At 50.9% G+C, this 15,333-nt stretch carries 4 protein-coding genes and 2 pseudogenes; 4 read left to right on the top strand and 2 right to left on the bottom strand.

What is annotated here, in order from left to right:
* Window positions 1–3: 3 nt before the first annotated feature.
* A protein-coding gene (locus ACXX82_RS00560; protein ID WP_458562102.1) for an IS3 family transposase occupies window positions 4–1,091 on the bottom strand; the annotation gives its coding sequence in 2 pieces (ribosomal slippage) (window positions 4–839 and window positions 839–1,091; 1,089 coding nt in all).
* A gap of 276 nt (window positions 1,092–1,367) precedes the next feature.
* On the opposite strand from ACXX82_RS00560, the gene ACXX82_RS00555 reads away from it, so the two are divergent.
* The gene (locus tag ACXX82_RS00555; RefSeq protein WP_458562107.1) at window positions 1,368–2,360 is read left to right on the top strand and encodes an AraC family transcriptional regulator; all 993 of its coding nucleotides are present in this window, start codon (window positions 1,368–1,370) and stop codon (window positions 2,358–2,360) included.
* A gap of 73 nt (window positions 2,361–2,433) precedes the next feature.
* Here the strand turns inward: ACXX82_RS00555 and ACXX82_RS00550 are convergent.
* Window positions 2,434–3,411: pseudogene (locus ACXX82_RS00550) on the bottom strand (IS481 family transposase).
* A gap of 1,216 nt (window positions 3,412–4,627) precedes the next feature.
* Between ACXX82_RS00550 and ACXX82_RS00545 the strand changes: the two are divergent.
* The 3 genes and pseudogenes from ACXX82_RS00545 to ACXX82_RS00535 form a co-directional block, all read left to right on the top strand.
* Window positions 4,628–14,416, top strand: coding sequence for an ESPR-type extended signal peptide-containing protein (locus ACXX82_RS00545; protein WP_458562106.1), 9,789 nt, complete (start codon window positions 4,628–4,630; stop codon window positions 14,414–14,416).
* Window positions 14,417–14,479: 63 nt separating this feature from the next.
* A complete protein-coding gene (locus ACXX82_RS00540) occupies window positions 14,480–14,719 on the top strand; it encodes a helix-turn-helix domain-containing protein (protein WP_458562105.1) in 240 nt (79 codons plus the stop codon).
* A 79-nt stretch (window positions 14,720–14,798) separates the two neighbouring features.
* A pseudogene (locus ACXX82_RS00535) lies at window positions 14,799–15,323 on the top strand (IS110 family RNA-guided transposase); the annotation flags it as partial.
* Between the last annotated feature and the right edge of the window lie 10 nt (window positions 15,324–15,333).

Below are 15,333 nucleotides of genomic sequence, written 5' to 3'. Positions count from 1 at the left end.
AGGTTAAGCGGCCAAGGCCAGTTTCTGTTTTGGTGTGATGCCGCCCAGGCCCATATGAGGCCGATCATGATTGTAAGTCCATAGCCAGCTGGTAGCAAAATTTTGTACCTCATCAATCGATTCAAACAAATGATGGGCCAGCCAGTCATAGCGTACGGTCCTGTTATAACGTTCGACGTACGCGTTTTGCTGCGGATTGCCAGGCTGGATGAACTCGATGCTGATGCCCCGCTTGGCAGCCCACGCCGATGTGACGGCACTGACATATTCCGGCCCGTTATCACAGCGGATGGCCCTGGGCTTGCCGCGCCACTCGATGACCTGATCCAGCGCCCGGATCACCCGTTCCGAAGGCAACGAGAAATCGACTTCAATACATAGCCCTTCACGGTTGAAGTCATCAATTACGTTAAACAACCGAATACTGGGTCCGTCAGCGAGCTGGTCATGCATGAAGTCCATTGACCACATGTCATTGATCTTGGTGGGCACTGCCAATGCCAGCGGCACGTCGCGCACGATCCGCTGGCGCGGCTTGATGCGCAGATTCAGTGCCAGAACCCGGTAAATTCGGTAGACCCTTTTATGGTTCCATTTGAAGCCTTTGACGTTGCGTAAATACAGAAAGCACAAACCGAAACCCCAATTACGTTGACTGGTGGTCAAACACACGAGCCAGTCGGCAATGACCGTGTTCTCAGAGGATAGCTTGGCGCAATAACGGTAACAGGTCTCGCTGATGCCAAAGGCCTGACATGCCACGCGAATCGTGACCAATCTGTTTACCACGGACCACTGCGCAATCTCTCTTCGTTTGGAGGGCGCTACCACTTTTTTGTGAGCGCTTCAGTAACGATATCCGCCTTCAACCGTTCCTCTGCGTACATCTTTTTTAGTCGCCGGTTCTCATCTTCCAGCTCCTTCATCCGCGTCATCAGGGATGCATCCATGCCGCCAAATTTGGAGCGCCACTTATAGAAAGTGGCAGTGCTGATGCCATGTTCGCGGCACAGGTCCGGTGCAGGACTGCCAGCTTCAGCCTGTTTCAAAATCTGCAGGATCTGGCTATCGGTAAAGCGTGATGTCTTCATGTAAAAAATCCTTAAATTGCATTTGAGGAAATTCTACTTTTAAACGCTATCTTTTGGTGGGGGGATTACCGCGACACTATTCATAAATTCGCAACTTACCTCATACCTCCTACCTCTGACTTGATATGTAGATATTTCGGTCACAATAATTTACAATTTTTGCCTAAAAAATACACATAAATGTGAATAATTTTATATCGTTAAAGATGGCATTCCGACTATATTGTGTCAGGTTTTAATTTGCTAAAAAAAATATATATTTGATGTGGAGTATCCATGCAAAATAATTACGATTCGGTTGTCGATAGTTATTTTTTACCAAAAAAAAATAAATTTGAATATTGTGTTGATGCTATAAAAAAATCCTCGAATCCTTTTAATATTACGAGCGACGAGAGTGAAAATTTTGACGCAAAAGTAAGTATTAAAAAATTGGGTGAAACACGCTATTTTTTATCGGAAGGCAGCAGTCCAGTGACTGCATGGAGGACCGGCAAGGATATTGCTCTTGTAGATGATCATCCTTTTCATTTAATAATGCCATTGACTAATTTTTGCGTCTTTACACAGCGCAAAACCGATGCGGAATTAGCCTTGGGTGATTTTGTATTAATTGATACCAAGCAAGAGTTTAAAGCCACTATGAGTGGCACTCAAGGGATTTTTTTATCAATCCCCGCATCCATCATTCGAACCTGGATTCCAAATCCAGAGAATTACGTTGCACACGCTTTGCGAGGTGATAAGGGTTGGTCCGGTCAACTTTCTTCGTATTTTCGTAATCTGAATGCTCTGATTTCCGGGAACGCAGACCGCCGCACACAAATTACTATGATTGAACATATTTTATCTATTCTTATGTTTGCATTGGAGGAGTCGCATTGTTTTTTTTCGCCAGGAGTAGGTATCTATTCGAAAAATAAAGGCCTCTATAAACTTATGCATAGCTGGTTGCGAGCAAATTATATGGATACAGAAATTACGACTTCTGGTCTTGCCAGCCGTTTCAACATTTCTACCAAAGAGTTGCATCGACAATTTCGAAACACTGAAGAAAAGTCGAGTTTTTTTAGTATTTTAAGTTCAATGCGTTTAACTGCGGCGATAGCTATGCTGAAGGACCCTAGTTTTTCTAAGCTCACCATCTCGGAGATCGGCTTTAGAGTGGGATTTATTGACTCCGCATATTTTGGTCGTGTTTTCAAGAAATTTTTAAAATGTTCACCGGGTAAATTTACGATGCAACTTACAAAAAATACTATTCTGTAAATTAATTTTGGTAGGCCTTTATATTTGTCCGTGATTAATTCATTAACTGAGTATTTAGGAAAAATCAAGCAGCTTAGATGTCCAGTCCCGTTTGATCATAAACACGTTTTAAAAACAGACTCGGCTTCTCCTGCTGCCATTTTTTTAGAGCCTGAATCGGCGTTTTTCCATCAATCGCCCGTTGAGGGATATGGTGGTTGTAGAGCTTCAGATAACTGTATAAAGTGGTTTCCAGTTTGGCGGCGTTGGCGAAATAAGTTTGCCGGATCAGCTCGCTGATACGACCGTTGAAGCGTTCCACCATGCCGTTCGTTTGTGGGGGGCGCGGCGGCGATAGTCGATGTTTAATGACTAACTCGGTACAGGCGATGTCGAAGGCATGCTTGTCGGTGCGTTTCTTGTCTCTTGCGGTAAAACGATCGGTAAACTGGGAACCATTGTCAGTGAACAGTTTGATGATCTTGATGGGCGAAGCAAGCTTGAGCCGGCGCAGGAAATCGACACACCTTTTCTCGCTCTGGTCATTGTAGATATGCATGAACACCCAGCGCGTGGCGCGGTCGATGGCAACAAACAGCTAACGGCGCGATGATTCATCGACCATCTGCGACAGGTATTTGATGTCAACGTGGACGAAGCCCGGTTCGTCGCTCTAGAAGGTTTTTTTGCGCTGGACTATCTCGTCCCCGGTCTTAAGAATGACGTCCTCCAGACGCGCCATACCGTTGCGCTTGAGGCAGCGTGCCAGTCCGGAACGCGACACCGCCGCGTTGATATATTCACGGGTGATGTAAAGCAAATCGTCGAGCGGAAGATAGAGCGTTTCACGCAGCGACAAGACAATGGCTTCCTGCGCCTCGGTCAGCGTGGTGTGTAACGTGTTGGCGCGGTGCCAGCAGTCCTGCATGTCATCGCGTCCCATCCACTTCGCCGCCGTGGCACGGGTGATGTTGAACACACGGGCCGCCTCGCGTTCGGACAGGCCCGAATGCTTGATTTCCTGTTGAATTTTAGAGGTTGTGCGTGCTTGTGGATGGATGGTAGAGCCCATGTTGTTATCTCCCGTGAGAGCAGTATCCGGTGCCAAATTATCGCACCGAAAACCGCTGATCAGGCCATCCAACAGAGCTTTTGCTCTGAAGTAAGGCCAACTGCGAATCGGAATATGATCGCCCGGTACTAAACACTTAGATACGCGAATATTTTTTCAATATTTTTTAAAAAATAGAAATTGAATTCACAAAAATAGCATAAATAACAATCGCAGTCCGTGCGAATTTTAGTCATCTTTTAAGTTTAAGATATTTTCACCAATAGCTCTTCGAGTAATTGCAAACAAGAAAAAATATTGTGCGTCAAGTGGAAAATTAAAATCGTTACAGGGACCATTGAATGTTCCTGGGCGTGAAGTAGAAGAATGTCGGAGAAGAGGATAAAAGGGAGCCCAGATCCCAGAAGTTCCTAATAGTTATTTTTTACCTTCTCATGATCAGACTGCTAGATCCTGCATAAAATTATCCAGTAGATAAAGTGAATAGTTAACCCCGATAGCTGTGGCCAGATCACATCGACGCTACGGAGGTAGGCTAGGCATGAAATCGAAAGTAGGGTTCTGCAGAGGCTAACTAAACGAACATTATTCAAAATTTATAGTTATCTTGCTGGGAATATGTAGTCCAATTTAATTGGTTTTCTACTTTAAAAGCTCGCCGGGCAGTTAGTCTTGGTACGCCATTTCTCTACTCTTCATATTCGTTGCGTGACTGTCAGCTATCTAAGCATGAGAAAACACACACTAGAAAAGTGTTGAAAAGCATCTTTGTCATTTTGTTCTGCATAGAAGGAAAATTTTTCAGAGGCTTTTAAACACATGTTGCAAGTCACTAAAGTCGGCGGATGTAATTTTTTGTTGATGGATATCAATACTGAAGTCGGTCCGAACATCAAAAAATTTGTACCGTTATCACCTAGGTGCCTGCTAAGTGTGACCTTGCCGACCGGAGTAAAAAAATAATTATTATCAGGTACCAAGCCTCTGTGGTTAATCCTCATACGTTTAATTCTCAAAGATTTATAGCGGCGCACTATTGGCAAATTAAGCCTTTATATGACGCCGCTTAGAAAACCTTACTTAAAAAATAAGTAGAATTTTCTTGTTTAGTTATGGTGCACCTAATTTGATGTCAGAAGGTTTGTGAATGAATCTTTTGGTTCTCTTTTTTTATACCAAATGCCTTATATCCATTAATCGTTAAAATAGAAAACTCATGAATCATACCTTTCGTCTCGTTTGGAATCGCAATATCGGCATGTTTGTAGCTGTCTCTGAGCTTGCGCGCTCATGCGGAAAAAAAACGGGTGGAAAAGCGCTAACGCGACCAAAAAAGGTAGCTCTTGAGAAAAAATCTAAATTTGGAACCGCCTTAAAGACGGTCTCGGTTGGTGTCGCCTTAGCGTTTTCTGCCCAGCTTGGTAATGCAACAACGCTGAATGTTTTATGGTACGGAGACTCCAGTTACAATACCACGATCGGTGCCTTATTTAGTCCAGGAACCGGTGATCCTTCGACAACCGCGTGGACAATAACCAACGATAATTCCCCCAGTTCGGCTCTGCCCGCCGCCGCGTCCAGTTACAACGTTATTCTCGTCGGCAGCGATATGGCAGTCGGGCCATTAACCAGCAGCATGTTTGGAAATCGTCTTTTTATAACCGGCCAAGATGCAGATTATCACTTGGATTATGGACCGGGACCCGCGTCGTTTGACGGGCCGCGTGGCTTTTTGCGAGATGCAGTGAATTGGGCAGGAGCGGGAATGGGAACGGGATTTGTGTTTCTGACCCCCGCAATGGGCACCTTGTCATCATTAGGACTCACTTCCTTGGGAGCAATGGGTGGCGGGAGTAATTCAGTTGCTATTCCAAGTGCGTATGCCGCTTATCCAATCAACACCAATCTAGACACAACCGGACTTAGTAATTGGAACTCGTCCTCACATGCAAGCTGGAGTGGATTTGATACTAGTATTTGGACCGGAATTAATACACTAGGAGGGAGTACAACCAGCTTTGTAACGCTTGTTTCCGCTGGTTCCGCTGGCGGTAGTGCAGCTGGCATTTCTACGCCACCTGTGGTCACTTCAACCCCGATTGATACAGCGGCGAGCTATTATTTCGCAAGTAACCTTGGTAGTACGGTTACCCCGACATTCCAGGGGGGAACCCTACGCGTCGATATGCCTTCGACAACCGTTACACAAAATTTCACTATTGATCGTACCGGGGGCACGATTGATGGGTTTGGCACAAACGCAATATTTTCAAGTGCTATTTCAGACTCAGCAGCGGGTGTCCACGGCGCGCTAACAATTGCAAACAGCGCTGGTACCCCAGCTATCGTTACGCTATCGGGCGCGAACACCTACAGTGGCAGCACAACCGTCAATAGCGGTGCCACATTGGCCTTGACCGGTGCCGGCAGTATCGTGAATTCCAGTAGTTTGATCGATAATGGTACTTTTGATATCACCGGTACTTCGGGCGCAACTATTCAGCGTCTGTCGGGCGCCGGTGCTGTGACCTTAGGTAATCAGACATTAACCCTAGCCAGCGCCGCCGATAACTTCAGCGGTAGTGTCAGCGGTACGGGTGGGTTGACAGTAGCCGGTGGTGCCGAGACGCTTTCCAGTGTTAACCGTTTTACAGGGTCTGCATCCATTAATAGCGGTGCGACATTGGCATTGTCCGGTCCCGGCAGTATTGCCAGTGCGAGCAGTGTGATCGACAACGGTACTTTTGATATCACCGGTACTTCGGGTGCAACCATTCAAAGTCTGTCTGGCGCCGGTGCTGTGGCCCTAGGTAATCAGACATTGACTCTAGCCATCGCCGCCGATAACTTCAGCGGTAGTGTCAGCGGTACGGGTGGGTTGACAGTAGCCGGTGGTACCGAGACGCTTTCCGGTGTCAACCGTTTTACGGGGTCTGCATCTATCAATAGCGGTGCGACATTGGCATTGTCCGGTCCCGGCAGTATTGCCGGTGCGAGCAGCGTGACCGACAACGGCACCTTCGATATCACCGGTACGGCTTCGGGTGCAACCATTCAGCGTCTGTCGGGCGCTGGTGCTGTGACCTTAGGTAATCAGACATTGACTCTAGCCAGCGCCGCCGATAACTTCAGCGGTAGTGTCAGCGGTACGGGTGGGTTGACAGTAGCCGGTGGTACCGAGACGCTTTCCAGTATCAACCGTTTTACAGGGTCTGCATCCATTAATAGCGGTGCGACATTGGCATTGTCCGGTCCCGGCAGTATTGCCGGTGCGAGCAGCGTGATCGACAACGGCACCTTCGATATCACCGGTACGGCTTCGGGTGCAACCATTCAGCGTCTGTCGGGCGCTGGTGCTGTGACCTTAGGTAATCAGACATTAACCCTAGCCATCGCCGCCGATAACTTCAGCGGTAGTGTCAGCGGTACGGGTGGGTTGACAGTAGCCGGTGGTACCGAGACGCTTTCCGGTGTTAACCGTTTTACAGGGTCTGCATCCATTAATAGCGGTGCGACATTGGCATTGTCCGGTCCCGGCAGTATTGCCGGTGCGAGCAGCGTGACCGACAACGGCACCTTCGATATCACCGGTACGGCTTCGGGTGCAACCATTCAGCGTCTGTCTGGCGCTGGTGCTGTGACCTTAGGTAATCAGACATTGACTCTAGCCAGCGCCGCCGATAACTTCAGCGGTAGTGTCAGCGGTACGGGTGGGTTGACAGTAGCCGGTGGTACCGAGACGCTTTCCGGTGTCAACCGTTTTACAGGGTCTGCATCCATTAATAGCGGTGCGACATTGGCATTGTCCGGTCCCGGCAGTATTGCCGGTGCGAGCAGCGTGACCGACAACGGCACCTTCGATATCACCGGTACTTCGGGTGCAACCATTCAAAGTCTGTCTGGCGCCGGTGCTGTGGCCCTAGGTAATCAGACATTGACTCTAGCCAGCGCCGCCGATAACTTCAGCGGTAGTGTCAGCGGTACGGGTGGGTTGACAGTAGCCGGTGGTACCGAGACGCTTTCCGGTGTTAACCGTTTTACAGGGTCTGCATCTATCAATAGCGGTGCGACATTGGCATTGTCCGGTCCCGGCAGTATTGCCGGTGCGAGCAGCGTGACCGACAACGGCACCTTCGATATCACCGGTACGGCTTCGGGTGCAACCATTCAGCGTCTGTCTGGCGCTGGTGCTGTGACCTTAGGTAATCAGACATTGACTCTAGCCAGCGCCGCCGATAACTTCAGCGGTAGTGTCAGCGGTACGGGTGGGTTGACAGTAGCCGGTGGTACCGAGACGCTTTCCGGTGTTAACCGTTTTACAGGGTCTGCATCCATTAATAGCGGTGCGACATTGGCATTGTCCGGTCCCGGCAGTATTGCCGGTGCGAGCAGCGTGACCGACAACGGCACCTTCGATATCACCGGTACTTCGGGTGCAACCATTCAAAGTCTGTCTGGCGCCGGTGCTGTGGCCCTAGGTAATCAGACATTGACTCTAGCCAGCGCCGCCGATAACTTCAGCGGTAGTGTCAGCGGTACGGGTGGGTTGACAGTAGCCGGTGGTACCGAGACGCTTTCCGGTGTTAACCGTTTTACAGGGTCTGCATCTATCAATAGCGGTGCGACATTGGCATTGTCCGGTCCCGGCAGTATTGCCGGTGCGAGCAGCGTGACCGACAACGGCACCTTCGATATCACCGGTACGGCTTCGGGTGCAACCATTCAGCGTCTGTCGGGCGCCGGTGCTGTGACCTTAGGTAATCAGACATTGACTCTAGCCAGCGCCGCCGATAACTTCAGCGGTAGTGTCAGCGGTACGGGTGGGTTGACAGTAGCCGGTGGTACCGAGACGCTTTCCAGTATCAACCGTTTTACAGGGTCTGCATCCATTAATAGCGGTGCGACATTGGCATTGTCCGGTCCCGGCAGTATTGCCGGTGCGAGCAGCGTGATCGACAACGGTACTTTTGATATCACCGGTACTTCGGGTGCAACCATTCAAAGTCTGTCTGGCGCCGGTGCTGTGGCCCTAGGTAATCAGACATTGACTCTAGCCAGCGCCGCCGATAACTTCAGCGGTAGTGTCAGCGGTACGGGTGGGTTGACAGTAGCCGGTGGTACCGAGACGCTTTCCGGTGTTAACCGTTTTACAGGGTCTGCATCCATTAATAGCGGTGCGACATTGGCATTGTCCGGTCCCGGCAGTATTGCCGGTGCGAGCAGCGTGACCGACAACGGCACCTTCGATATCACCGGTACGGCTTCGGGTGCAACCATTCAGCGTCTGTCGGGCGCTGGTGCTGTGACCTTAGGTAATCAGACATTGACTCTAGCCAGCGCCGCCGATAACTTCAGCGGTAGTGTCAGCGGTACGGGTGGGTTGACAGTAGCCGGTGGTACCGAGACGCTTTCCAGTATCAACCGTTTTACAGGGTCTGCATCCATTAATAGCGGTGCGACATTGGCATTGTCCGGTCCCGGCAGTATTGCCGGTGCGAGCAGCGTGACCGACAACGGCACCTTCGATATCACAGGTACTTCGGGTGCAACCATTCAAAGTCTGTCTGGCGCCGGTGCTGTGGCCCTAGGTAATCAGACATTGACTCTAGCCAGCGCCGCCGATAACTTCAGCGGTAGTGTCAGCGGTACGGGTGGGTTGACAGTAGCCGGTGGTGCCGAGACGCTTTCCAGTGTTAACCGTTTTACAGGGTCTGCATCCATTAATAGCGGTGCGACATTGGCATTGTCCGGTCCCGGCAGTATTGCCGGTGCGAGCAGCGTGATCGACAACGGTACTTTTGATATCACCGGTACTTCGGGTGCAACCATTCAAAGTCTGTCTGGCGCCGGTGCTGTGGCCCTAGGTAATCAGACATTGACTCTAGCCAGCGCCGCCGATAACTTCAGCGGTAGTGTCAGCGGTACGGGTGGGTTGACAGTAGCCGGTGGTACCGAGACGCTTTCCGGTGTTAACCGTTTTACAGGGTCTGCATCCATTAATAGCGGTGCGACATTGGCATTGTCCGGTCCCGGCAGTATTGCCGGTGCGAGCAGCGTGACCGACAACGGCACCTTCGATATCACCGGTACGGCTTCGGGTGCAACCATTCAGCGTCTGTCGGGCGCTGGTGCTGTGACCTTAGGTAATCAGACATTGACTCTAGCCAGCGCCGCCGATAACTTCAGCGGTAGTGTCAGCGGTACGGGTGGGTTGACAGTAGCCGGTGGTACCGAGACGCTTTCCAGTATCAACCGTTTTACAGGGTCTGCATCCATTAATAGCGGTGCGACATTGGCATTGTCCGGTCCCGGCAGTATTGCCGGTGCGAGCAGCGTGACCGACAACGGCACCTTCGATATCACAGGTACTTCGGGTGCAACCATTCAAAGTCTGTCTGGCGCCGGTGCTGTGGCCCTAGGTAATCAGACATTGACTCTAGCCAGCGCCGCCGATAACTTCAGCGGTAGTGTCAGCGGTACGGGTGGGTTGACAGTAGCCGGTGGTGCCGAGACGCTTTCCAGTGTTAACCGTTTTACAGGGTCTGCATCCATTAATAGCGGTGCGACATTGGCATTGTCCGGTCCCGGCAGTATTGCCAGTGCGAGCAGTGTGATCGACAACGGTACTTTTGATATCACCGGTACTTCGGGTGCAACCATTCAAAGTCTGTCTGGCGCCGGTGCTGTGGCCCTAGGTAATCAGACATTGACTCTAGCCAGCGCCGCCGATAACTTCAGCGGTAGTGTCAGCGGTACGGGTGGGTTGACAGTAGCCGGTGGTACCGAGACGCTTTCCGGTGTTAACCGTTTTACAGGGTCTGCATCCATTAATAGCGGTGCGACATTGGCATTGTCCGGTCCCGGCAGTATTGCCGGTGCGAGCAGCGTGACCGACAACGGCACCTTCGATATCACCGGTACGGCTTCGGGTGCAACCATTCAGCGTCTGTCGGGCGCTGGTGCTGTGACCTTAGGTAATCAGACATTGACTCTAGCCAGCGCCGCCGATAACTTCAGCGGTAGTGTCAGCGGTACGGGTGGGTTGACAGTAGCCGGTGGTACCGAGACGCTTTCCGGTGTCAACCGTTTTACAGGGTCTGCATCCATTAATAGCGGTGCGACATTGGCATTGTCCGGTCCCGGCAGTATTGCCAGTGCGAGCAGTGTGATCGACAACGGTACTTTTGATATCACCGGTACTTCGGGTGCAACCATTCAAAGTCTGTCGGGCGCTGGTACTGTGACCTTAGGTAATCAGACATTGACTCTAGCCAGCGCCGCCGATAACTTCAGCGGTAGTGTCAGCGGTACGGGTGGGTTGACAGCAGCCGGTGGTACCGAGACGCTTTCCGGTGTTAACCGTTTTACAGGGTCTGCATCCATTAATAGCGGTGCGACATTGGCATTGTCCGGTCCCGGCAGTATTGCCGGTGCGAGCAGCGTGACCGACAACGGCACCTTCGATATCACCGGTACGGCTTCGGGTGCAACCATTAAGCGTCTGTCGGGCGCTGGTGCTGTGACCTTAGGTAATCAGACATTGACTCTAGCCAGCGCCGCCGATAACTTCAGCGGTAGTGTCAGCGGTACGGGTGGGTTGACAGTAGCCGGTGGTACCGAGACGCTTTCCAGTATCAACCGTTTTACAGGGTCTGCATCCATTAATAGCGGTGCGACATTGGCATTGTCCGGTCCCGGCAGTATTGCCGGTGCGAGCAGCGTGACCGACAACGGCACCTTCGATATCACCGGTACTTCGGGTGCAACCATTCAAAGTCTGTCTGGCGCCGGTGCTGTGGCCCTAGGTAATCAGACATTGACTCTAGCCAGCGCCGCCGATAACTTCAGCGGTAGTGTCAGCGGTACGGGTGGGTTGACAGTAGCCGGTGGTACCGAGACGCTTTCCGGTGTTAACCGTTTTACAGGGTCTGCATCCATTAATAGCGGTGCGACATTGGCATTGTCCGGAGCGGGCAGTATTGCTAATTCCAGTCTTGTAATTGATAACGGCACTTTGGATATTACTGGCACATTGGGTTCAACGATCAAGTCCCTGGCGGGAACTGGCGCTGTGACCTTGGGCAGTAAAACGCTTAACCTGAGTAATGCAGCCGGTACTTTCTCGGGTGCTATCGGCGGCACGGGCGGCTTGACGTTAGCGGGTGGTACCGAAACCCTGTCGGGCACCAATACTTACACAGGTGCCACTATAGTCGGCAGCGGCAGTACGCTTCAAGTCGGATCGAATGCCAGTTTGGGGAATACTAGCAATAGCTTAATTCTCAACGGTGGAACGTTGCAAACCACAGCATCATTTAGTACAGCGCATAACACCATCCTGACTGGTAACAGTTTCTTCAGTACGGCTAGTGGTACGACGCTGACTGATAGCGGGAACATATCCGGCAGCGGTAGTTTGGCCAAAAACGGTGTCGGTACGCTTCTGGTCAATGGTGCGGCTTCGTATTCGGGTACAACTACTGTCAACAGCGGAACGTTGAACTTCGGCGGAATCAATCGCATTACCGGCGCCACCACAGTAAGCAGTGGTGCGACGTTGGCTTTGACTGGCGTCGGAAGTATTGCCGCCTCAAGCCTGGTGACAGATAACGGTATCGTCGATATTAGTGGCACATCTGGTGCCACTATCACTACGCTGGCTGGAAGCGGCACCGTCGCTTTAGGCAGTCAAACGCTTGCTTTAAGCAACGCAGCCAATACCTTTTCCGGTACCATCGGCGGCGCTGGCGGCGTGACGGTAGCCGGGGGTACTGAGACGCTGACCGGCAACAGCACATACACTGGAACCACAGCAATCACCACCGGCGGTATCCTCCGAGTGGCTGCAAATGCCAACCTCGGTAGCGCCAACAATAGTATTATACTAAATGACGGTACGCTTCAAACTACCGCTTCGTTTGCCACGGCCCGAGATATGGCTTTGGCTGGTATCGCAAGTGTGAACATCGCAAGCGGCACGACTCTCACCGACACGGGCACAATAACGGGGACAGGGCGCATGTATAAAGAAGGTACGGGTTCCTTAGTCTTGTCCGGCAATAACATTGGCTGGACCGGCGGCGCGACGATCAATGCTGGCTTGGTCCAAGTGACATCGTCTACGGGTTTGGGGACCGGAGATGTGTTGTTGAACGGCGGGATGCTCGAAACCACCGTATCGCTTATGACTAATCAAACAATCAGAATAGCTGGTAATACGACTTTCTATACCGATCCGAATACTACAGCGACCTTTTCGGGAAACATCATTGGTGTGGCATCAAGCCCGAATTCTTGTTTAACGAAGTCCGGCACCGGCACTTTGAATCTGACAGGAAACGCAACCATGGGCCAAGGCACCTGTATTACGCAAGGTACGGTGCGCGTTAATGGAGTTCTGAACAGCAATTTTTTGGCTGTAAATGCGGGTTCCATGCTACGCGGAACCGGTTTGATTAACGCTCCAATATACGTCGGAGGAAGGCTGGCTCCCGGCAATTCCCCGGGTACTCTGTCAACTACTGGCAGTGTGACGATGGCAGTCGGTAGTACCTATCAGGAAGATATCAATGGTCTTGGAACTGGTGCCGGTCCGGGTAACTATTCTCGGTTGTTTATCACCGGAGCAGGCAACCAGTTTATAGCAGGGGGCGCTAATTTGGTGGCGAATCTAACAAACGTTATCGGTACCGCAACTTACACGCCGTATGTACCTGCAATTGGTGATGGCTTCCGAATTATTACAGCGAAGGGTGGTATCGTGGGGCGATTTGCAACATTAGTTCAACCTGCTGGCTTAGCCGATGGCACGCGTATAGCTGCCTTTTATAATGTCAATGGCGAGAATAGTGTCGATTTGCGCGTGTTGCCGATTTCTTATGCTCGTTACATTGGGCTCAGCAGCACAAATATCAACAACCAAATGCTTGGAAAAGCTCTGGACCAAATTTCGAATGCTGATCAAGCTGGTACCGGAACTGCCCTTGACAGTAGTTTGCTTTACGCCCTGTCAGGGCTTACAGCGACGCAAATCGCGACTGCCGTAACCGCCCTCGATGGCGAGATTCACGGTGCACTGGCTGCCGTGGCGCCTATCGCAGGACAAGCGCTCCGGGGCGTAGTCGAACGCCGCATGAGTAGCGGTCCGGTAGGACAGGCAGCAACGGGGACACCATCCCTGACGAAGGACCATGCGTTATGGGTTGACCTCGCTGCCAATCGCAGTAGTTGGAGTGGCGATTCGACAGCGTCAGGCTTTACTACTAACCGTACCCAGCTCGTTCTCGGGATGGACATATTGCGGGGGACGTCGACTCTTTTGGGAGGGGGTATATCTCATTCTTCGACTAATGTGTCTGCTTTAGCCGGCTCCGGATCTGTCGATGACAACATGGTGTTCTTGTACGGTGAACAGGCGGTTGATAAAATTGTTCTGGATGGCATTGTTGGTTATGGCCGCAGTTCATGGGATAGCCAGCGTGGCGACCCACTCGGTATCAGCAAGTCGCTTGACAACAGCATTCATGGGAAAAGCACGCTGGTAAGCGCTGGCGTTCATACTCCATTATCTATAAGTGGCATTGTGATATCACCGTTTATCCGTGCACTATGGCAGAAAGTCGGACGCGATAGCTTCAATGAAGGTACGACAACTCCGGCCGCTTTGACGCTCTCGAACTACTCGGCGACCGGGACGCGAACGCTGATGGGTTTATCGGGCACCTCGGCGGTGAGTGATCCTTTGGCGACTTCCTACACCTATCAGTACAGTCTGGGTGTCGGTCGGGATAGCGGTGATTTGGTGCACCCGATTTTGAATGCGACGCTGGCTGGGGCTGGCACAACCATCCTGACGCCACAAATCAGTCGTTCTTTTGTCCAGGCAAATTTCTATGGAACAGCACGTATGAGCAAACAGATGTACGCTTATTACGGAGTATCCAGCGAATTGCGCAAAGAAAAGACCGATCTTGGCTTGACGGGTGGGGTACGGTTAATCTTCTAAAGATAATCCGATGGAGTACTATGTTTTCCCTGAAATTTCGTTCTCCATGGATGACGTAAAATAATGTTACATTTGGAAGAAACTGAAAGGGCTAAAATACTAAAACAGGCATATATGATCGACTTCAAAGAACTGGTCGTGAACCGGGTGGCTGCTGGGGAAGCTATTTCGCAAGTTGTCAAAGAACCAGGCTTGAGCGACCAGACCTTGCCCAACTGGATTAAAGCTTCTGCGATAGGTAAGTTTAAAGGTACCGGCAACAAAGTGGTCACGCCACAAGCGATGGAGTTGTCCCGGTTCTAATGGAATGGACGCCCTCTTTCAAACGGCATCAACGTGCCAAAATGGGAGTGGTACCCCCTGAACGAAAGGAGCGTCCAAAATGAAGATTACTACGATTGGAATCGATTTAGCAAAAAATGTATTTCAAGTTCATGGCGTCGATGATCATGGAAATGCCGTGCTTCGAAAGAAACTAGATCGCGTAAAAATGGCTGAGTTCTTTATTAAACTGGAACCGTGTTTGATTGGAATGGAAGCGTGTGGCAGCGCACATTACTGGGGCAGGAAACTGACCGCGATGGGGCATACTGTGAAACTGATTGCTCCTTAATTTGTAAAGGCCTATGTCAAGACCAATAAAAATGACATGGCCGATGCAGAAGCAATTTGTGAGGCCGTTTCTCGGCCTAATATGCGCTTCGTTCCAATAAAAACGGACGAACAACAAGCTGCTCTGTCATTGCACCGGGTGCGTCAGTCTTTTATCAAAGTGAGAACAGCTCAAGCAAACCAAATTCGCGGATTGCTGTCCGAGTTCGGCATAATTATTCCGCAAGCAATTGCGAACATCGCCAGGCGCCTCCAGGAAATCAGGGAAAAATCAAATTTGCCGGCAAGCTTTCGAGATCTACGGT

The organism is Glaciimonas sp. GNP009 (assembly GCF_054343755.1).
The sequence above is the reverse complement of the archived record's forward strand: the minus strand, read 5'-3'. Positions and strand labels throughout refer to the sequence as shown.